Here is a 22,998-nt window from a genome sequence, read left to right on the forward strand (position 1 = left end):
AATCCTTATTTATATATAAATATATAAATAAATTCAATTTTACATTAAATGTAGATTTTTCAAAAGCTTATTATGTTCTTTTTTAGTTCTTTTTTGATCATTTTTACTAATAAAGTGAGGAGAAAAATGAAGAAAATAAAAATATTTAAAAATAAACGACTAACAATTTTGGGTTCACTAATGGTCGCAGGTTCAATCGGTGTAGGAACTTGATTAATTGTAAGAAATATTCAGTCTGCACCAGTATCTAGTGAACTAATTGAAAAGAAAGAAAATAAAAGCAAAATCAATGTACCTGTTGTGCAACCTGCACCTATTTTTAATACTCCTGTAGGTGTAAATGAATCGAGAGTATTGTCAAACACTGTAAATTATGAAGATGCAATTTTTAGTAAATTCAATGCACTAACAGAACTAAATCAATCAAACCTTAGTTCATTTACTAATGCTAATTCAAATACTTGAATAAATTATGTTGCAAGCATTTTAAGTGCCCAAGCAAAAATGCATTTATTAGATTTTCCTGACCTTAAATGACATAATTCAACCTTATTGCATGGTAGAAATGTTTACAAAGACTTTTTTATTCAAGAACCTCAAAATATGAATAAATTTTTAGAAAACATAAAACAATATAGAGAATTTGTTGTAGGACAAATGAAATCATCAATTAAGTGGCTTAAAGAATTTAAAAATTTATGAACTAATTTTGAATTTCACAATTTAAACACAACAGAACAAGAAGTGTTGAATAAAATAAATAACATTGTTGAAAGTCATATTTTAGAATGTGAAAAAATCATAAACTTCCTTGAAAATCACATATTAACAAAAGCAAATGTAGAAGAGTTTGTTCCATTAATTGAGGATTTATGTTTTAAAAATGACCAGTTATGAAATAACTATCACGCTGAATTAGAAGGTATTAAAAGTAATTATCAATATTTAGATAAGTTAGATAATGAATTAATTAGTTTGAATTTATCAAGTATAAAATTAATGAGTCTGAATTGACAAATTCAATCAAATTTAATTCAAACTAACAACTATTTAAGTGCTCATTTCAAAACAGATACAGAATTACTTTCAAAACTAAAACACCTAGCAGATAGTGAAATTAGGAATAAATTTATCGAATATTTAACTCAGAAATACAACAAATTTATAACACTTTTTAACTATATGAAGGGTTATATTAATGAAACCAATTCAGATGAGCTCAAAGATATATTAGATGAAACCGTCACAAAATATAATCAAATTATTGAAGAAGATCCTATTGAACTAATTTATAAGAAAATAAGATTTGTAACCGATAATTTACAAGTTATCTACAATAAAGTTCTCGAAATGCAAACTGCAAATTTAACCGTACTCAATAGAGCAACAGGTTCATATCAATCTTACAAAGACTTTTATAACAATAATTTTGACAGATTAGAACCATTATTAATTGAAAAAGCAAAATTAGAACTTCAGGATTTCTTTTTAGGCGAACAACTTTGAATGATCACTGAAAAAACCAAAGAAGCAAACATCGCTCATAATGAATTCATTAATTCAAGTTACTTTAATACTAATAAAGAAGAGAAAATTAAATTTTGATTTACTCAATTGCAAACAGCTAAAGAAACTTTGGAAAGTCTAAAACAAAATTCAGATTTTAGATTGAACACTGTTAAAAATGAAATATTAACTATAAACAGTTCAGAACCAAATTATGATTTTGCAAAAATTGAAAGCAATAATAGTCAAATTACATCAGACCAAGAAATGTTACTTAAAGCATTTTCAAGCATTAATAATTTTGTAATTAACACTTTTTGAGAAAACAAATTAACCCTTGCTGACTATAATGAAAGTTGAATCACTGACGAAATCAGACAGCAAGTTAATGATTTTAAAGAAGAATATAAAGCTAATTTAAAATCAAACTTACAATCCAATTTTCAAATTAATGTTTCAAAATTCACTAAAGTAAATGAATTTCTAACAAATATACTTACAAATCTAAAAAATGATTCAAATAGAAAACAAAATATCAAAACATTCTTAACAACTAAGATAAAGGAAATCAATAAATTAGTTGATGATAGTTTTAAATGTGTAGAGAAAGCTAAGAGAGACATTAAAGAAGCTGAAAAAGATCCTGAGAAACTCAGACAATACAAAGAAGATGGTAGATATGAATTAGATTTAATGACAATTGATTACCATAGTGCTGAGTATAAAAGATACCTAAGTTACAAAAACACATTGGACATAGCTATAAAAAGATATGTGACTGATCCTGCGAACATTGAAAAGTTATTAGAAAAACAAATTTCTGATAATCAAAAATTAACTGAGGATTTAAACCTTATTAAGTTCAAATTTAGTAATTAAAAAAATTAAAAACTGGTTTTTGATACCAGTTTTTAACTAAATAAATTATTGATTGTTTTTAATGTATGTTTTCTCAACAAATCTTAATAATTCAATTGAACCATCGTATTGAGCGAATAATAATGCTAAATCGAATGGTGTAAATTCACTATTATCATCATATGTTCGGTAAACATTTAAATTGAATTTTAAGTATGAACTTCTTGAAATTGAGAAGTTATCTGAATTTAAGAAGTTGTAGTAAGCTACTCTAGCTTGTTGTAATTGTTGTTTTTTCTCATCTTTTAAACTAGCGTCAGCTTTTAAGTATGCTAAGTTAGCTTGATAGTAAGCTGATTCTAAATTCATCATTTCTGTGTATAACTCTGATTTAGGTTTTCCTGATGCTTCTTGTTCATCTGTTAAATATTCAAAACCATCAGCGTTAGCAAAAATTATATTTCTAAATGTTAAATCTTTTTTAACTAAATTATCAATAGCTTTGTGTGTTGCATCATAAACAACTTTATCTTGGTGGTCTTCACTAATTGAAGTTTCTGATAATTCGGCTGAAACTGATTTATACATTTGTCTAATAAATGCATAAATTTCTTGACCTGGAACAATGTATAAACTTTGTTTTGCTTTCTTATCTTGTCTTCTAAAGTTTTCAATGTTTGAGTTTTCTCTTTCAATATCATCTGCAATAAGTTTCATAAATGTTTCACCAGCAGCTGGTAATTTACCAAAGTTAGCTGAATATTCAACGGCTTTTTCATTAAGTGAAGCAACTTTAGAATTTAAGTCATCAAGAGACATTGAATCATAAGCGTGGTCACTGAATGTAGTTGCAAATTCACCTCATTCATAGTCTAATTCGTCTCTGAATCCTTGGTAATCATCTAATGCATAAAATACTCCACCTTCTTCTCTAGCAGCTGTCATTTTTACATTTAATTGCTCAAATTGTGAGTATTTGTTGTTTAAGTATGCTCTAGCATCTGTTTCATTTGCAAATTCACCCTGTTTTAAAGAGTTAGCAAATGTTGTATATTCATCTAATAAAGCTAACCCGTTTGTGTATTTATCACCTGATCTGTTGTCTTTGTAAATATCAGCAAATTTTACGTAAAGCATATCCATGTTACCATCGTTTTCATCACCAACTTTTTGTTCTAATACTGATTTGAAGTCAGCTAAAACTTTGTAAGTTTCAGCAAAACCTTCTGTATTAGAATCAGCAACAAATTGATCTCATTTATTAATAATTGTTCTGAAATTGTCTACAGCACTATTGAAAAAGTCTGTAATTTGGCTAAATGTAAATTCAAACATTCCATCAGCTCCTGTTAATGCTGAATATGCATCAATAACTGCTTGAACTTTAGCTTTATCTTCATTTAGAGTAGATGAGTATTGTTCAATTGTTGTGTAATCTGGATGGTTAATTGTATCTAAATTGTATGAACTTACTAATTCTTTTAATTTTGCTTTGATAGCTTCTGAATCAGCGATTGAATCTTCTGCAGATTTAATTCTTGCTTGATATTTTGAAGCTGATTTTGAAAGCTGTAAAATAGCTTCCATTTCTTCAGATTTTGGATCAATGCCTTGAAGTTTTCAGTATTCAAATAAGTTAACTAATGTGTGTAATTTAAAGTCAAAAGCTTTAATTAACATGTATCTATCAACTGCTGAAACAAATTGTTCTTGTGAAAGAGCTTTAATTTCGTTCATTTGCTTAATAGCTCATATATTGAATTTTTTATATGATTTGTAAATTGCTGAGTTTTCATCTCCATCATACATTTGTTCATTTCATTTTGCCTTAACTTTTCTATTGTATAGAGCATATGTGCTACCGCTGTAGGCTCCATCATACATTTCGTTAGCTTTTGCGTTAATATCAGCAAGAATTTGTGTTGTATCAATATTGTATTTTGATAAATCATTTTCCGATTTTGAAAGAACGTATAATAACCCCTCTAATGTGGTTTGTTTAGGGATAAATTGGTATCTAATAACATTGAAAAGATCATCACGGAATTGGTTGTAAAGATTTGTGTAGTAAACTGAAGGTAAGTATTTAATTCCTGTGTTTTTGTAGAATTCTGAGAACTTGTCTGCAATTTCTTTAGAAACTGGTTTTAATTGCTCCAAAACTTCTGCATCAATGATTTCATTTGATAATGGGAATTTAGAAATTCTTAATGAAGGAACCATTAATGAAGGTCTATATTCATTGAATGAATTTGTGTTGTAAATGTATTTGCTTCAGAATTGAATTTCTAATGCTTGGAAGTTAATAAATTGTTCGTCTAAGTTTGTAGATGTATTTAATGCTTCTTCATAGTTTGTTTTAACACCATTAACTAATTGAATGTTTTCATCAACTTTTGCACTTTCTTCAGCTGATAAAGTTGAACGATCCATACTTGATAAGTTAGCTGCAACATTTTCTAAATCTTTAATTCTTCATTGGAATAATGAATTCATGAATTCTTCTTTGGGAAACGGCATTTCAACTTTAGCTTCAGGGAAGTAATTTTTAATAATTGTGTATCAGTTTAAAGCATACATTGTTTGAGCATAGAAATAGTTAATGTTATCGTAGTCGTCTTCTTGAGCTTCATATTCTTTACTACTTTTTTCTCATGTTGAAACAGCACCATCAATGATTGATTGGTTTGATTTATAAAGTTCAGGGTATTTTGATTTAAATGAGCTTAAGTAGAAAAGAATTGCCTTTGTGATTTTAAGTAATGATTGCTTACCTGAAGGAGCTCTCTTTACCATTTTTGACTTAACATCTTCTAATTCGTTTTTAGCAATTTCTAATTGATCGTTAAGAGCCTGAATTTCTCTTTCTTTTTCTGCTAATGTTTCCTTGTTTGCACCTTCAGTGTCGGCTTTAAGATCTTCTAATTCCTTTTTAGCTGCTTCAAGTTGTTTTTCAATTGCAACAACTTCTAAGTTTTTATCAACAAATCCACGTAATAATACGTCTGCAGCTTGATCTTTTAATGTTTGTAAAAAGTCAGCTAATTTCTTAACGTCTGAATCTGATAAAACTTCTTTTTTATCTAATTCAGCAATTAAAGCAAATAATTCATTTTGTTTTTTTGAAACTAATTGATCTAAGCTATCTCCAGATTTAGCAACTGAACTGTATTTGTTAAATTCAGCTTGAATATCTGTGTTTAATTTTGATTTTTCTGCTTTAAGTTCTGCTTGACTTTTTTGTGAGCTTGATGAGTTATTACATGATACTAATAACATTGGTGAAAGTAATGTTGCACCACTTAAACCTAAAACTAATGATTTTAATCTTGCTTTCATATGATTTATCCTTTATTTTATTGATTTTTTTAGTTAATTTGATTTTATAAGTTTTATTATAAATTAATTTATTAATTTATAAAGAAAAACGCACATTCCAAGTGATTAGAATATGCGTTATATCAAAATAGAAGTTAAGTAAGAACTACTTAACAACCATTCCAGCTACTTCGTCAGCAAAGTTTGATTGAACTTTTTCAATACCTTCACCAACTTCAAATCTAACAGCTGAAACTAACTCATCATTGTGATTTGATAAGTATTTTTCAACTGATACTGAATCGTCAACAACAACAGGTTGTTTAGCTAAAACGATTTCTGATAATTGTTTGTTTAATCAACCTTCTGTAATTTGTTGTTGTATTTTTTCTGGTTTAGAGTCAAAACCATTTGGTTTCTCAAATCCTGCTTTGATTTCTTCTAATTTTTCTGCAGGGATATCTGAAACTAATGTGAATTCAGGATTCATAGCTGAAACATGCATTGCCACGTTTTTAGCAGCTTCTACATTGTTACCTTTAACTGTAACTACTGCTGCAACTTGACGGTTAACATGAACGTATATACCTAAAACTTGGTCTTCTTCAGCAACTACTCTTTGAATCCGACGAAGAGAAATTTTTTCTCCAATAACTGATGTAGCTTGAATTAAAGCTTGTTCAACAGTTTCGTTGTCATTCATTTTTGTAGCTAAGGCTTCTTCTAAGGTGTTAGCCTTTGATTCAAAAACTGATTTTGTAACTTCGTTTAATAAGTTAAGGAACTTGTCGTTCTTAGCAACGAAATCGGTTTCTGAGTTAATTTCAACCATAACAGCTTCTTTATCTGTTCCATGAGCTGAAACTGCACCTTCAGCAGTAATACGACCTGCTTTTTTAGCAGCTTTAACAATTCCATTTTCTTTTAATCATTGAATAGCTTTTTCAATGTCGTATTCTGTAGCTTCTAATGCTTTTTTAACATCGATTAAGGCTGAATTTGTTCTAGCTCTTAATTCTTTAATTTTTTCCATTTTCATGTCTGCCATGATTACTCCTTAATTAAATTATTTTGTGATTAATTAGTTGTTTGAGTTTTCTTCTTGTTTTTGGAATGAAGGTAAAACAACTTTATCGTCTTCTTGGTATGCAAATTTAACTTGTCCACCACGTGCTTTAACAATAGCGTCAGCTAAAATTGTCATAATTAAAGCGATTGATTTTGAAGAGTCATCGTTTGCAGGAATTCCGAAGTCTAATAAATCTGGGTTAGCATTTGTATCTAAAATACCAATAACTTTGATTTTCTTTCTTTTAGCTTCTTTAACTGCGATTGCATCTTCATTTGGATCAGCAACAATCATTACTTGTGGTAATCTGTTCATGTTTCTGATTCCATCTAAGTTTTTGTGTAATTTATCTAATTTCTTTTGCAAGTCTAAAGCTTCTTTCTTTGTGTATCCAGCAAATCCGTTAGCTGCTTTAGCTTCTAATTCTTTCATTTTGTTTACACGTGACATGATTGTTTGGTTGTTTGTTAATGTACCACCTAATCATCTTTCTGTTACGTATAATGAGTTTGTTCTTTCAGCTGCTTCTTTAACTGCTTCTCTAGCTTGTTTTTTTGTACCAACAAAAATAAATTGTGCATTTTTAGATGCTAATGTGTTTACTAATGAGTAAGCGTATTCTAAGTATTTTTGTGTTTTGATAATGTCAATAATGTGTGATCCTTTGTTCTTTTTGTTTGGAACAATGTAATCTTTCATTTTTGGGTTTCAAGCGTGAGTTTTGTGTCCGAAGTATGCTCCAGCTTCTAATAATTTTGTTTTTGAAACAATTGGTGTTCTTTGTTGTTTTTCAACAACTTTAACATTTTCTTTTTTGTTTTCTGCGTTGTTCATAATTTTAATTTCCTTTTAGTTTGTTTTGCTACGTAAATATTTCGAGCACCTAGCACTATGATTAGCACACCCAAGTGAATCCATATTTACTGATATATTTGTTAATTTTTGTAAGAGTAGTTTTAAAACTCTTGTAATCTATTGTATTACATTTTTCATTATTTCAAAGTTAAAAGTTTTAGGTCGAATCTATACAAAAAGCACTACACAACTGGTGTGTAGCACTTTGAAACTAGAGATTAATTTTTATTAATGTATCCATCTCTAAGCATTTCGTAAAGAATTTCTGTTTTAGTTTTTCTTGTGAATTTATCAATAGGTTTTGTTTTTCTATAGTAGATGTAAACTAAAACTTGATCTTTTCAATAGTTTGAATTATTTGTACTGTTAGATCTGTTTCCAACTATAAATTCATAGTTGTAACCATTTCCTCTTTCTGCTTTACCAAATGCACGTTTTTGCTCTTCTGTTCACCTATTGAAATCTTGAGCGTGTCTATTTTTAACTGTTGTTCAAGCCATTTCAGTTCCATCAAGGAAGATGTTTTCAAGTTCAAGAGTTGTTCCGTTTCAGAATAAGAAATCTGAAATATTTCCTTTTTCTTTAGCGGCTCATAAAGCAAATGTCGTAAATCTGAAAACTGCTTTATATGCATCATTTTGTTTGTAAGCATTATTTCTAAGACTTGTGTTATATCTACCTGATTGAATTTCTTCAAACATATATTCTCAGATAGGAATGTAAAGTTCTTTAATAAATTCTTTAACTCTACCCACAATTTCAAAAATACTTACGTCAAACTCAAATTTGTATTTTGGCGATGATGAGCTTCCTTGATTATTGTTAGATGAAGATGACGAAGATGATGAAGATTGATTCGGATTCATCAGACCATCAATAATCTTGTAAATACCAGTTTTTTCAGGTTGTAATGTTGAACTTTCAAACAATCTGTTGATAAATTTAACAAAAGTACCATTACCCATATTCTTGATAATTTTTCCAATAAATGGCCCTTTTTCGAGAATTTTATCCATTGAAATGTTTCCATTTTTATTCAAGATGATTGACATAATACCATGAATAACAATATCTTTAAGAGCTTTAATTCTGTCTTCGATTTGTTCAAAGTCAGTTTTTTTAATTAATTCATAAATATTGTCAACAATAGTTGTAAGTTCACTTGAACCTCTAAGAGTTTTGAATAATCCTGAAACCATGTTGTCAAAGATTTGTGAATCTGAATCATTAAACGCAAATCCCATTCCTTTGAACATATTTGAAATAATAAGTCCAATACCATGAGAAATTTCAGCATCTTCATTATCTAAAATGTGGTTAACTCATTGAACAATATATTGCTTAATTTGAGGTGATTTAGGTGAAACAAAGATTTCATTAAGCACAGATGAGAATGAATTACGTTTAGCATAATCTTCTGATCTATCAAGTACATCAGTGAATACTGTAACTAATAAGTTAATTAAGTTTTCGTTCCCTAATGCATTAACAACCATATTGTTAATTGCTGTGTCATAATCGTTCGTACCTAATAACGCTTTTCCTAAACCAAATTGAGAAATAACTCTTGTTAATTTTTGTTTATTATTAAGCATTTGTGTAATGATGCTTCTGAATAAGTCGATAATTTTTTGTTTATTATCTTGAATAAATGGATCAAGAAGAATCTTCTTAACTGTATTGAATGTTGTAAAGTCAATTCCTTTAACAACTGCTCCTACAACACTTGAACCAAATTCAGTGAATGAAGCAGATTTCTTGTATGTTGAAACAATGCTATCTACAACTGATCTGAATATTCCGGCACGTTGTAAGATAACTGGTAAGTTGTCAATTAATGTAGGAATAAATTCTTCAAGTTCACTTGTTCTTGGAATTTCAAGGAAGTTGATAAATCTATTAAGTAATTTTTTAACAACACCTTTACTAATGTCATTGTTAAGTGTTTTAACAATTATTCCCTCAACTAAATCACCAAATCTTTTAACATTTTCATTTACATTTAAGTAAATCTTAAGAATATCGTAGAAAGTAGTTGTGTTTTCTAAGAATTGGTTATTTTCAACAATGTAACTTGAAACTTCTGTGATTAATGCTTTTAATTCATCAGAAGTTACAACTGAGTTAACTAACTCTACAAATGAATCTTGAGAAATAACTTTTTCTTCTAGGTAACTATGTGTTTCGTCATCAAAGATATTTCAAATAATTTCACCCAAGTTAATTCTATCCTCGAATAAGTGAAGTGCATTTGTAATGAGTGAATATAAATCTTGTTGATGATTTGCTTGTTTAAGTGAGTTGATTACTAAGTTAAGCACTCTGATTGCTTTTTGTTCGAATCCTTCTTGTTTAGCAATTGCACCAAGTGCACTTGTAATAGCTGAAGTAATATCTGAAGTCGTGATATTAGTTTGTCTTTGCAATAATAATTTAACTATAGAATTTGCAACTTGCTCAATAATGTTTAATTCATTATCAATTCCTTTAATGTTAGCTAAAAGTGATTTAACTAAATGCGTAGGATCGCTGATGTCATTGAAAATTGAAGCGTAAGGTGATGATTGAAGATATCTTACAGTAGCAGTTGCAACCATATCTTGAACGTTTTGATCACTTGTGATTGTGTAAATAATTCTAGAAACTAAGTTTGTAATTGATTCTTTAAGATCAGGCGTTTCTAAAATAATCACAATTAATTCATCAAATGAGTTTGCATTAGCTCAACTTGATCAGTTTTTGAATAAGAACCTTAAGACTGTGTTGATTAAATCCTTAACTTCGGGCATTTTTACAACTAAATCATAAGCTTGTTTGATTTGGTCTTTAGTAATACCGAAGCTTTCAAGTAATTTATCTAACGGTAACTTAGAAATGATTGTTTCTTTAAGTTCATCATTAACTTTAATAGTTTCGATTATTGCGTTAACTAATTTAATAACTTCATCTTGGTTAACTGCTAATGTTGATAAATGTTTGAATAATGATTTAACAATGTTGTATGCATCTGATTTTAGTAATCCTTTGATGTATTCAACTACAGCACTTATAGTTTGGTTTGTATCTTTAGTTGAAATAAATGTGTCAACAAAGATATTTGCAACATTAGGTAATAATTTAGCAGAGATTGCAAATGAGTTTAAGTTTTGTAATAAATCACCTACAACTTTATCTAAATTAATTCCAGCTAATTGAATATTGTATTTTCTACCGAATGTATTGATTAAATCTAAAACAATAACTTTAGTTGAGTCAAATTTGAGTGTTTTTTCAATGATTAATTGAATTTTTGATTTAAGTGATTCAGTTTTTTCTGAGTTAGTCTTGAATTTTTCGATTACATCAAGTGGTAAATTGATGTAATTTGTTCAAGATTTATCCTCAAGCAATCATGGAACAAACTCAAGAAGTAAATCATCTATCTCACTAATTGAAATAAGTTCGTTTATAAAGTTTCCTAAATGTTCTTTAGTTGTGTATTGGAATAATGTATTTGAATCTGAAAGCTTTTTGATTTGTGAATTTACAAGTTTTGTAATTGTTCCATTATTTCTTAACGCAATTATTACTTTAGGAATTAAGTTAATAATTGTTTCATAGTTATCATTAACAACGTCAAGGTTAATGATTCTGTCAACAAATCCTTTAATATCTGAAAGAACTTGTTTGTTAATTAAATCTGATAATGCTTGTGGAATTTGACCTAATATAGCTAAGATTTGTTCATTTTCAGCTTGTGAGGCTTCTGTTAACTTATCAAAGAAGATATCCAAGGCAGGATTTACAAGTTCGAGTGAATCAATAACTGATTTTAAGTTATTTGATAAATCTCTGAACAATTTATCAACTTGAGGAGTAACTTCAATGTTTAAGGTTCCAAATAATTTCACAAGTGATTTATAAACAAAATCTTTTGTAACTTGGTTAGTTAATAATCCGTTTAATAATCCGGTTGTATCTGCTTTAACTGATTGTGGATCAATTAAAACAAACGCTTTCTTGATAATATCAATGTAAGAAGTTACATCAGCAAATTCGTTTGCTCTTTGAATTGCATTAGATGCGATCTTTTCAAATAAGTTTTTAAAGTGTTGGTTACTTAAAACAAATTCAAGAAGTGAAATTAATTCATCTTTAGAGAAGTAGTTTTCAAATGAATTTCCTGCTTTAGACATTATTTGGTTAACAATACTTGTAGCTAATTCGTTAGCAGGAATTACATTGAATATGTTGTCAATAATTTTTAATAAATCATTCTTGCTCTTTGTGAATAAGTCAGAAGTGATGACTTCTTTAAATGTTGAAACAACTTTTGTTTCAAATGCTGATGGATCTTTTGAAATTCTTTCCTTAATTGTTTTAGTAAATGAAGAAAGAACTGATGAAATTGAGAAGTTTGTAATTCCTGATTTTTTAATGTAGTTAATTAAAGCATCGAAAGCGATTTCTGAAACACCAAAGTTTCTATCGATAATTGAGTAAATGTTAATAATGTTTTTAGCTAATTGCTCAGGTTCTTGAACACCTGCAAAATATTTTGCATAATCAGGGTTCTTAATAAATGCTGCTAAAGCTTGTGAAAGTTTTTCAAGTGCATTTGTTCCTGTCATTACTTGGTCAATTATGTTTAGAACTTTTGGTTTAATTGAAGCAATAAAGTTTTCATTTGAAGCTATAGCAATAGCTAATTGGTCAAATGAGTTCGCTTCTCTTAGTGTTGAATTATTATCAATGATAAAATTTTTTACTAAATTAATAATGTCTTTAGTATTTTTTGACTTAAGAATATCAACAAATAAGTCTGATAAAACTTGAGCATCAATTCCTAATTTATCAGCAATTGATGCAACAGGTATCATTGCAGCAACTTTTTGGATATTTTCATCAACATAGTATTTGGAAATTACATTAGAAACTAATTCTTTGATTTGATCTGAGTAATTTCAAATGTTTGAATTTAATAATGTTTTAATGTATCCAAATTCTTTAATGTTCAATAATGATTTTACATTTGAAGTAATGTACTTGATTAATTCATCTAAACTGTTTGACTCTTGTAGACCTGCATTAACGATTTCAATTAATTGATCAACCATTGTATTTGTAGGGTTGTAGTTAATTAATTGATTTAAAGTTTGTTTAAGTGCTGTATAGAATTCAAGTGGTAATCCTGAAGATAATAAACCTTGGTCGGCGAGCATTTTATTTAATGCTTTATGCATTAGTTTATCTAAACCATTTGAACTTAAAATTGTATGAATAACACTTGCAAGTTCATATTTGTGCTCTGTTGTAACATTTGAATTTTTAAGAGCTTTGAAAATAACATCTTTAGGGTTTGTAAAAATTGAGTCTAATAAATCATTATCAACAATTGCATCAACTAATGAGTTAAGTAATGTTGGTAAATTACTATTTCTTAAAACATCGTTAGCTACTTGTGATGCGCCTTCTGATGAAACTAATTCACCTAAATTTGCATCATTAATCATTGAAGTTAATTTTGTGATTGTTGAATCTTTAACTAAGATTGTTGAGACTAAGTAGTGTAATAAGTTTTTGATGAATTGTTTGTTTTCTGAATAAATAGGAGAAGCTAAGATTTTGTTTACAAATGCTTGCTTATCTTTGTTAAATTCAGCAACAATTAATGAAACAATTTCATTTGGTAATGTTTTAATTACACTTAATGGTTCATCTGCATTTTTAGCATTCGTAAGAACTTCAAACACCTTGTCAAATGCAGGTTGATAAATGTTTAATGAATTTAATAATGGAATTAAATTATCCACTAAATCACTTACAAAGTCTTTGCTTAATTGTGAATATAAGTCAGGAAGAGTTGATTTAACAACATTATTGATTAACTCTTTTAATGTAACTTTGTTATTTTCGTTTTCAAATAATTCAGAAATGAAATTACTTAAGTTAGATTTCATTTGCTCATAATCAAGACCTTTAAGAACTGTGATTATTAAATCATTGTAAGTTGTAAATTGCTCTGTAGTTGCAATTGAATTCAGAACATTTGTAAGTTGATTTAAGAATACAACTTTGAATGAGTCATTGTTTAAAACAAATTTAACTAATTCTTTTAAGTTATCAAATGAAACATAATTTTCAATATTTTCTTTTAAGTTTGCAGGAACTTTGGCGAAAATTGATTCAAAAATTTGTGAATCAGTAGCAATCTTGTTGTAAACATTTGTGATAATTTGATTAATATCTTGATTGTGTTTTGAAAGTAAGCTATCACATAAAATCTTAATTGCTTTGATAATGTTTGTTTCTTGATTTTCTCCACCAAATTCTTCTGCAAATGATTTCAAAATTAATGTACCTAAATCAGATAATTTTGTGTAGTTTCCATTTTGATTAAACTCTTCTAAACCACTGTAGATATGTGCAAAAATGTTAAATGTATCACTGTAGTTTGGTAATAAGTCAAATAAATCAGAAAGTAATCCATCAATGTTTTGAACATCTTGAAGTAATCAACTAATTGATTCATTTGTTTTCACAAGGTTGCTTATAAATCCAGTAACCATTTTCTTAATTGTTGGATTTGATTTCAATGCATCAAATGCAGTTTTAAGCGAATCTTTAACATTATGAATAAAGTTAGCATCCTTAAGAACTGAAATTACTAAATCAGTTAAAGAAGATAAGTTAGCAATTTGTTCTTGATTACTTAAGATAAAGTCAGTTAAACTTGTTCCAATATTTACAAGAGGTTCTGAAACAACAATGTCATTAAGTAATTGTTTAAGTTCTTCTGCTGAAACATTAAGTTTTGTAGCAACAGAATCAAGATTTAAATTATTAATAAATCCTGAAACTTTATCATTTGTTTTAAGTTGTGATAATAATGATTGAATAAATTCTTTTAATGAAGCTTTTTCAATGTCACTAAGTGGTGCACTTAAAAGATTTTTAATAAACTCAAATTCTGTCACCTTCAAGTTTTTAAGAATTACATTTGGTAATTGTGAAGTTAAACTGCTTAATGTAATGTTTTCATTATCGAATAACGCAATAACCTTAGCAACTAAATTGTTAAGTTTATTATCTAAACTTAAGTTGTTTACTAAGTTTGCAAATACAGTATTTAACATTGAATTGAATTTAGCATCGTAAGTAAATCCTGCTTTTTCAAGTAAAACTGTAAACACTTTTGTAAGAGTTTTATTAATTGTTAAATCAGCAACTACATTATCAAGAATTGGTTCGATGTTTGAAGTTAATATAGTTTTGAATTCAGGTTTTTTGATTACTAAATTAATTAACTCAGTAATGTTTTCAACTGTTTTTAATTCTGCAATGTTGTTAAAAATTAAATCAAGCACATTTGGAATTAATGAATTAATTTGTTCTGTATCAAAAATCTTGTTAATAATTGTTTTAACTTCATCAATATCTACATATTTAGCTAAAGTTTCATTTGAAGAAACTATAGAAATTAAAGTATCTTTGATTTTTGAAACAACTGCATTGTTTTCATTTAATTCAGCAAATACATTTTTAATAATTTCTTTTCAGATAAGTGCATGAGAACTAAATGTTTCTAAGTTAGCAACTTTTTTAACTAAAGCAATAGGGTCAGAAGCTAATTTTGATTTTAAGAAATCAGTAATTTTTGAAGGTAATACCCTTACATCAGCATAAGGTGTGCTGCTTGACTTAATTGTTTCAAGTTGACTAAACACAAAATCAATAAGTGGATTAATAATGTCTAATAATTTTACAAAGTTTAACAACTCAACTTTTGAGTCGTTAACAAATGCTGTGATTTGTTCATCACTAGCTGCTTGGTTGTATTTTTTAGCAACAGATTTAAGTACATTACCAAGTAAGTTAGAAGCAAGTTGATCATCAGTTAAGTCAGCAACTAATCTTTCAATGTGTTCTTTAACAGTTTGTAAGTTAGGAATTACTAATAATTTTTGAATTAATGCATTTAAATCTTCGACATCAGCAAATTCTGCAAAATTATCTACATAAGATTCGACTAAGTAATTTACAAGGTTATGTAAGTTTTGATTTTTAAGCAATGAATTAACAAGTGAATCGACATTTTCTTCACCTACAAATGAAGTAATTTTTGTTGATGATAATGCTTTTGCAACCATTGAGGGGATGTTTAAACGATCAAGATTGTTTAAAACATTCTTGATAAGTTGTTTAATAAATGTTTGATTGTTTGTTACTAATTTTGAATCATTAATGAATTTAAGAATTTTGAAAACATTAAATTCATTTGTTTCTTCTTCAGAATCTGAGTCGTTCATTTTAGCAACGAAATTATCAATAGCAATTTTTCCTGCTTGAGTTGCAATTTGCTTAATGTTGTCAAGTGAAGTTGATTCGTTTTGATTTAATAAGTCAGCAAATTGAGAAATAAAATCTGAAATAAACTCTTTAATTGAGTCTGGTTTTACCCTTGTTATGCTGTTTAATAAACTATCAACAAAATTGTCTGATTGAGCTTTGATAAGTTGGTTTGATAATCCGTTGTTTTCAAGTAAGTTTCATAAAATGTCTTTAAGGATATTTTTGATAACATCATTTGAAACAATGTCTCACGCAAAATCAGAAATTGAGTTTGCAATTTTCTTAATGTTTTCTTTATCTGATAGGAAAACTTTGATTAATTGTTGTAAGTTTTCTACTTGTGCAAATTGTTCAGAGTTACTAATGAAACTTTCAAGTGCAAGTCCGATGACTTTTGAAATATTTGGATTAGTTACAATTTGAGTGATTAATGATTTAAGATCATTTTTTTCAATTTTGAAAGGTTCAACATATTTGTAAGCAAGGCCTGTGATTGCATCTGAAATCATTTCACTTTTTAGTGCAAATAAGTTTGTAATTACACCTTGAAGAGCTGAGATTAATTCAGATTTTTTATGTGTAATGAATTTTGAAGACGCAATTGCTCTAATAAGTTTGAATAAGTTTTCTTCTTTAAGAACTGATTTAATTAAAATTTGAGGAATTTCCATTAATTCAAGTTTGTCTTCTCTGTTTAATCTTGATAATTCATTTTGGAAATCTAAGTAAATTTGTTGAATTAATCCTGAATTAACAATAGATTCAATGATTGTAACAAAACCATTTTCGCCATTGTTTTCTGTATCTAGAATTAAATCCTTTAATTTACCTTCTGGATCGAGTTGTTTATAAAGTTCATTATTTGTAAGACCATTAATTGCTGAAGCAGTTACATTTCTAAATGTAGCTGACATTCTTAAAAGTCTATTAGGGTAATTATATGGAGTTCTAAGTTTGTTAATTTCATCAATGAATGGAATTGAAGAATCTAAATATGAATTTGTATCAGGCCCAAATAATTGTAAGTTAGTTACAAGAGGTTCGATTTGGTATTTTAGTGTTGTAGAGTCGGTGAGTAAATAATCTTGGTTAAAGTTATAAGTTGGATCAAAATTTGCGAGGTCAAAAGATGGAGATGTAAGTTTAATATACATATCCATAGCCATTTTTTTGTATCCCCTTGTGTTAGGGTGAATATCAATATAAACATCAGAAATTTCATCTGAATGGGCAGATCAATAATCAACATTGTATGCATTTAGCACATTAACATCTGTAATTCTCGCAACATCATACAATGAGCTGTTAATTTGTTGTAATAAAACTTGAGTCGGATCTACTGGAATGTTTCCTAATTTAGATTGGAAGAATTTATCAATCGCTCTTTTGAAACCAGAAAGTGGTAATGGGTAAGCTACTAAGTTAATGTTTGCTTTTGGAGCAAGTTTTTTAAGTTCATTAACTAAAAGTAAAGCTCTTTTTCTAACTTCTGGAAGTGTGTTTGTAAGAACTTTGTTGAAAAACTCAATAATCTTTCCATAGTTAGGTTTTTCTTTTCTGAATTCATTAACAATTTCCATTGGTCTATTTTTTGAAACTGTATCAATTAGCAAGAAGAAAAAGTCATTAGCACTAATTGACATAGTTACTAAGTTTGCTTCTTTTAATTGCTCCTTGATGATTGGACCCATTTCTTGCATATTTTTGTTTTTGAAAGTTTTGTTAACAGCAGGTCAATCAGGTGTGTCGTTGTAAGGGTTATCATAGTCGATTCCGAAAATTTTAAATCAGTCAACTATACGAGCGCCAGAAGCTGCAAAGTTTTCAAAATATTCAAGTCTATTATTTGAATTTTGATTTAGTAATCTTGCTAAAAACGCAGCATAAGAAGCTCCGGTGATTTCTCCGTTAGCTTCTAATTTACCTGGATAATCCTTTGGAAGCGCTCCATCATATCCTGCAGTGATTGAATCCCCTAATGCAACATATCTAATTTTTTGATCTTTTGATATGAAGTTATTTGAAACAAGACGTTTAGATAATTTTTCTTTAGCACGTTCAACATCAGTTTTTCCGTCAGGGTTTTGATTTGAGTCATTACCTCCGTTTTGAGAACCGTTACCATTATTTGCTCCTGGTTCAGTAATTTTAATTTCACCAGATGGATCAACTGGTTTGGGGTTAATGATGATTGGTGCATCACCATCGTTTAAATCAGTTCATCTACCGATTGGTTTTGATGAACCTGGCGCTTGACAAGACGCAGAAACAACACTAGCTGAAGTTAAGATTGCAGCTAATGAAATTAACGTTAACTTTTTTTGTTTTTTCATAATCACCTCTCTTATATACACTATAAGTGTATATAAAACTAATTTCATAAAATTTTACCAAATTAAAGAGTAAACAAGCAAATTGCAAAAATTGTTAAACTATTTTTAACAAAGCTAAAATAAAAGAGCGAGCTTTTAACTTTTATAGCTTGCTCATAGTATTAAAAGTTTTAATTTGCAAATGGATTGAGTGAATTTAAAACACAATAAAATATTCTACTTCAGTACAATAATGAGATTAATTGTCCTAAAGTTTCTTCAAAATTGTTTGCAATTTCAATTGTAATCGAGTTAACTTCATTATTAAAACTTGATAAATAATTAACAAAAGTTTGATAAGTTTCATCTTTAATTTGATTAATTGATAAGTTTTGAAACTTGTCAATTAAGTCATCATTTTCAAGGTTTGAAGATAACTGATAATCAAAGAATCTTTGTTTAATTAAACCAAAAGTAACAAATTTATTTCCCTTTCCTGAAAGCAATGGCTGAGTATAAGTTGCAATTTGTTGTGGAAAGTTTATTGATGTGCTGATTGTTTTAATTTGCTTAGTTGTATTATTGAATTGATTTGCAAATCAAGTGAAATAATTATTTAAAAATGAATCATATGAAACAAAAACATTAGCAAATCCATCTTCTTTGTTTTTAATAACACTTTCATTGATTAATAAAGCCAATTCAAGTGCTCTGTTGAAATAAACATCAGGATTAAGAATATTTTTTGAAGCTTCAACATAACCATGGATAACTTTTTGAATATTAATCCCCTGAAGCGACATAATCAATAATCCAATTTCACTTAACACACTATATTCTGGATGGACATCATTTGAAACAAATAAAATATTGTTGCTTGCAAATTTAAATTTGCTTAAGTTTGAAAAATTAGTTTTGCTGCCTACATAAAACATATGATTTTTGATCATAAATTCATTTGAATGTTGCTCAAAAATATTTGTAATGTATGAAATTCATTCATTTTCATAATCACTATTTCCGGTTTCGTTTAAAAACATAAAACCAACATTATCGCCAATTCCATTTTTAAAAGTTTGAATTAATTGTTCAATTTTATTAATTGGAATTGATGGATTAATAAAGATTAATTCAATTTTCTTATCCTTATTAATATCGATTTGTCCAAAAATAAATTGCATTGCAGCTTTAATTGAAAGTTCAATTGTTTTAGAAGTTCAAATAATTAACTTAGAAATATTTGTTGAATATAAATTGTTGCAAAATTGAATTATTTTATCTACACCGTTGAGCCCAAAGTTTAATGCAATATCATCAAAACCTAAATATGATGAACCATCAAAATTTAAAGATTTAATTTTATCAATTACTTCTGAAGCTTGCTTTTGTTGAATTTGCAACTCGTGTTGAGATTGAAAATAATTTTTCTTAATTGAAATTACTTGCATTTAACTACTTATTCTTGTGATTATTATTTTTATTGTCGTATTTCTTATTTTCAACAAAATAACTATTTGTGTAATTAATTAAATTTCTAAATCCATTTTTTGTTGCTTTTAGTTCATTGTAATATTTTTCTCTTTTGTAAAAGTCTTTCCCTTGATGGTTTGGGTGATTTTTCTTAAATGAACCTAAACCTTGTTTTTTATTGTTATCAAAATTTAAAACAATAAAGTTGATAATGTCGCCAATTGAAAATAAATCCGACATTTGATGATGTGTAAAATCTGTAATGTCTTTTCTGTAAATCAAAAATGAATTACCATATTTGTCATGAAGTTTTATAAACTTTGAACCTGATGTAATTATTTTTGCTGAAGCAACGTCGCCAGTTTTGTAGCCTAAAAATGATTGTGAATTTTCTTTTCTTGAAACTTTTAAATTTTGCTTATTAATGTTTTTGTTAAGTAGTGTATTCATAATTATTTATTATTATAAATAATTTATTTTTTTATGTATGAAACTAAAAGGACTATGGCATAGAAATAAAAAGTTTTAAGTTGCATAAAAAAATAAGCTATACAGCTTAAATTTCTTTTTTGACTTTGACTAATTTAATTTTTGAATTTAGCAATTCTTGCTCTAGTTCTTTAATATTTTCAAGTTCATTTTCAAGTCTTAAAGCTTCCTGGATCGTAGGCTTTGTAACTGGTTCTTTAGGCGCAAATAGTTCACAAGTTTCATTAGCTTTAATAATCGAAATATTTTCTGTACCGATTTTTCTAGCAATATCAATAATATCATTTTTGTCGTATGTTAATAATGGACGTAAAATTTGCATTCTTGTCGCTTCTCCAATTGTTGATAGTGATTCAATTGTTTGAGATGCAACTTGACCTAAATTATCACCATTTGAAATCGCTTGTTGATTATATTTTTGTGCTATTTGCTCAGCTATACGGTAAAAACTTCTTCTCATTAAAGTGATTTTGTATGATTCTTTTGAAACAAATGAAATGTAGTTCATTAAGTGTGAGTAATCTGCGATTAATAAGTTTGAAGTTACTTGATATTTATTTAAAACTTTAACTAAATTTGTAATTTTTTCTACAGTTCTAATATCTGTTTGAGGGGGTGTGATAAAGGTTAAAAAGTCAACTTTGAGTCCTCTTTTCATCATTTGTCAAGCAGCGACCGGAGAATCAAAACCACCAGAAATAAGGTGAAGAACTTTACCTGACGCTCCTACAGGTAAACCTCCTAAACCTTTAGTGTAATCAGAAAAAATGTAAGTTTTTCCATTTCTAACTTCAACATAAAAAGTTTGGTCAGGATTATGCACATCAACTTTTAGATTTGTGTTTTTTAAGACCACACCACCTAGGTAATTGTTAATTTGGTCTGATGAGAATTCAAACTTTTTGTAATTTCTTCTAGCAGCAATTTTAAAAGTTTTTGAACTAGGTCTAATTGATGATAAAACTGCATTTGCGAAAACTTCCATATCATTTTCAACAACCATAACCGGTGAGTATGAACTGATTCCGAATACATAATTTAAGTTATTCATGTTTTCTTCTGAATAAGGTAAATACATTCTGTCAAATTCAACTTCTGGAGTTACACCAACAATGTGTTTAATATTAATTGCAAGTTGATTAATAAACTGTTTTCTGTTTTTCTTTTTCAGCACTAACTCGCCGTAACGAATCAAAATTTTACTGTACATATTTCTCCTTTATTAAAAACTTTTTAAGTACTAAATAAGCATTTTTATAATTGTTTTCTTCTTTAATTACATTCTCTATACTTTTGCTAATATCAATGTAATTAGCAAAAGTTTCTTGATTGTTTATAAATGAGTCATTTCTTTGAAGTTCTAATCTTATATTGTTATAGATTTCTTTGTATTTTGCGTTGAGCGAAATCACTTTAATTAAAGTAGCTAATTTACTAATGAATTCATCTCAAATTGTCTTAATTTTATTTCAGGACTTTTGTTTTTTGAAATTTCTTTCATATAAATAAATTAATTCAGTTCTTAATTTATTTATTTTTGGATCGTTTGGTATTTCAGGATGGTAAATGCAAGATAAATAGGTATCAATAGCTTCATCAATTTGAATTTGAAAATTATCATTTAGTTCTTTTAATTCTTTAGATTTTGATTCAATAACTACATTAGTTTTTTCATAATTTTCATATTTAACAACTAAATCTTGAACTAATGTTTGGATGTTTTTTAATGATTTATTTTCAAAAGATTGTTTGATTTTGTCAAATGCGTTCTTTACTGATTCATATTTTTTTTGTTGAATACTATTTGGTGCAAGTATGTTTTTGTGAGTTTTATTCAATTTAGAATATAAATCACGAATAATTGGAATTGTTTGATCAATGAAATCTTTAATAGAAAACATTGAATTAACAAGGTTGACTAATTTGTAAAAAGTTCTATAAACTGACTTGATATTTGCATCTAAAGTTTCAGCATTATTTTTACCTTTAATAGCTGATTGAAGTGTTGTGGTTTTATCCTTTAACTCTATTAATTTACCTTTAATTTGCTCGTTATTTTTATCTTTTATAGCTTGCTCAAGCACTTTTGGTAGAGATTCAAAAAGTGAATACTCAATATTTTTTGATGCAAAAATGATTTTTGTATAGTTCTCCAATTCTTCTTTTCTCTTTGTTATGTTTTCAAGAGCTCTTAAGAAATCAGCTTTAACTTTAAGATCGTCAATTAATGTGATTTGAATTGATAATTCAGCTAATTTGTTTTGAAGATTTTCATATTGATTAGGTATTGCTTTCTCATAACTTTTAAGCTTTCCATTTAAAAAGTCCCTAATCTCCAGGATTGTTGAAGTGATTTCATCAATGTTGTTTCAATTCTTTGAATAGTCATCTGAAATTTTGTTAAATTCTATTTGTTTTTTAGAAACTTCTTTTTGTTGTTGTTTAATTGCTTTATATTTTTTGTAAGATTTAACTTTTTGTTTTTCAGCTAGCAATTCATCAAGTTCAGAAAGTTTAACTGAAATTTCTTGATTTATAGTTTCAATACTTTGCTTCACTTCAATCAATGAATTAAGCATATTCTCAAGCTCGTGATTAAAATGAGTCGTTGTTTTAACTTTTGAATATAAAGATTGATTTTGATGATTTTGTTTAGTTATCGCATCTTTTGAGCGTATACTAAATTTTTGTAATGATTGTTTAAATAAGTTCACAGAAAGCAAGTAGACTAAAAGTAAAAGAACAATAATTGAAACAATTATTATAAGTATGAACAATACTTTTGCCATA

The 22,998-nt window shown here is 27.7% G+C and carries 9 protein-coding genes; 1 reads left to right on the forward strand and 8 read right to left on the reverse strand.

Annotation, left to right across the window (positions count from 1 at the left end; all coding sequences use genetic code 4):
• The first annotated feature begins 126 nt into the window (after positions 1–126).
• Positions 127–2,385, forward strand: coding sequence for a hypothetical protein (locus ACMZI9_RS00440; protein WP_416099025.1), 2,259 nt, complete (start codon positions 127–129; stop codon positions 2,383–2,385).
• 45 nt (positions 2,386–2,430) lie between these two features.
• Here ACMZI9_RS00440 and ACMZI9_RS00445 read toward each other — a convergent pair whose 3' ends face one another.
• From ACMZI9_RS00445 to ACMZI9_RS00480, 8 genes are all read right to left on the reverse strand, one after another.
• Positions 2,431–5,703, reverse strand: a complete 3,273-nt coding sequence (locus tag ACMZI9_RS00445) for a hypothetical protein (protein ID WP_323176467.1) — start codon at positions 5,701–5,703, stop codon at positions 2,431–2,433.
• A gap of 145 nt (positions 5,704–5,848) precedes the next feature.
• Complete coding sequence (tsf, locus tag ACMZI9_RS00450) at positions 5,849–6,730, reverse strand: translation elongation factor Ts (RefSeq protein WP_257089564.1); 882 nt, start codon at positions 6,728–6,730, stop codon at positions 5,849–5,851.
• Positions 6,731–6,763: 33 nt separating this feature from the next.
• Positions 6,764–7,585, reverse strand: coding sequence for a 30S ribosomal protein S2 (gene rpsB, locus ACMZI9_RS00455; RefSeq protein WP_323176468.1), 822 nt, complete (start codon positions 7,583–7,585; stop codon positions 6,764–6,766).
• Between the two features lie 239 nt (positions 7,586–7,824).
• Positions 7,825–18,270, reverse strand: coding sequence for an SGNH/GDSL hydrolase family protein (locus ACMZI9_RS00460; RefSeq protein ID WP_416099027.1), 10,446 nt, complete (start codon positions 18,268–18,270; stop codon positions 7,825–7,827).
• Positions 18,271–18,440: 170 nt separating this feature from the next.
• Positions 18,441–19,697 carry a hypothetical protein gene (locus ACMZI9_RS00465; RefSeq protein WP_416099028.1) on the reverse strand — a complete coding sequence of 419 codons (1,257 nt, stop codon included), beginning with the start codon at positions 19,695–19,697 and terminating at the stop codon, positions 18,441–18,443.
• 4 nt (positions 19,698–19,701) lie between these two features.
• A complete protein-coding gene (locus tag ACMZI9_RS00470; RefSeq protein ID WP_416099029.1) occupies positions 19,702–20,169 on the reverse strand; it encodes a hypothetical protein in 468 nt (155 codons plus the stop codon).
• Positions 20,170–20,275: 106 nt separating this feature from the next.
• On the reverse strand, positions 20,276–21,418 hold the full coding sequence (gene thiI / locus ACMZI9_RS00475; protein ID WP_416099030.1) for a tRNA uracil 4-sulfurtransferase ThiI: 1,143 nt from the start codon (positions 21,416–21,418) through the stop codon (positions 20,276–20,278).
• The gene (locus tag ACMZI9_RS00480; RefSeq protein ID WP_323176473.1) at positions 21,408–22,997 is read right to left on the reverse strand and encodes a hypothetical protein; all 1,590 of its coding nucleotides are present in this window, start codon (positions 22,995–22,997) and stop codon (positions 21,408–21,410) included. The genes thiI and ACMZI9_RS00480 overlap by 11 nt, the downstream gene beginning before the upstream one ends.
• Position 22,998 lies beyond the last annotated feature (1 nt).

The organism is Mycoplasma sp. 4079, assembly GCF_047785185.1.
GTDB lineage: Bacteria > Bacillota_I > Bacilli_A > Mycoplasmatales > Metamycoplasmataceae > Mycoplasmopsis.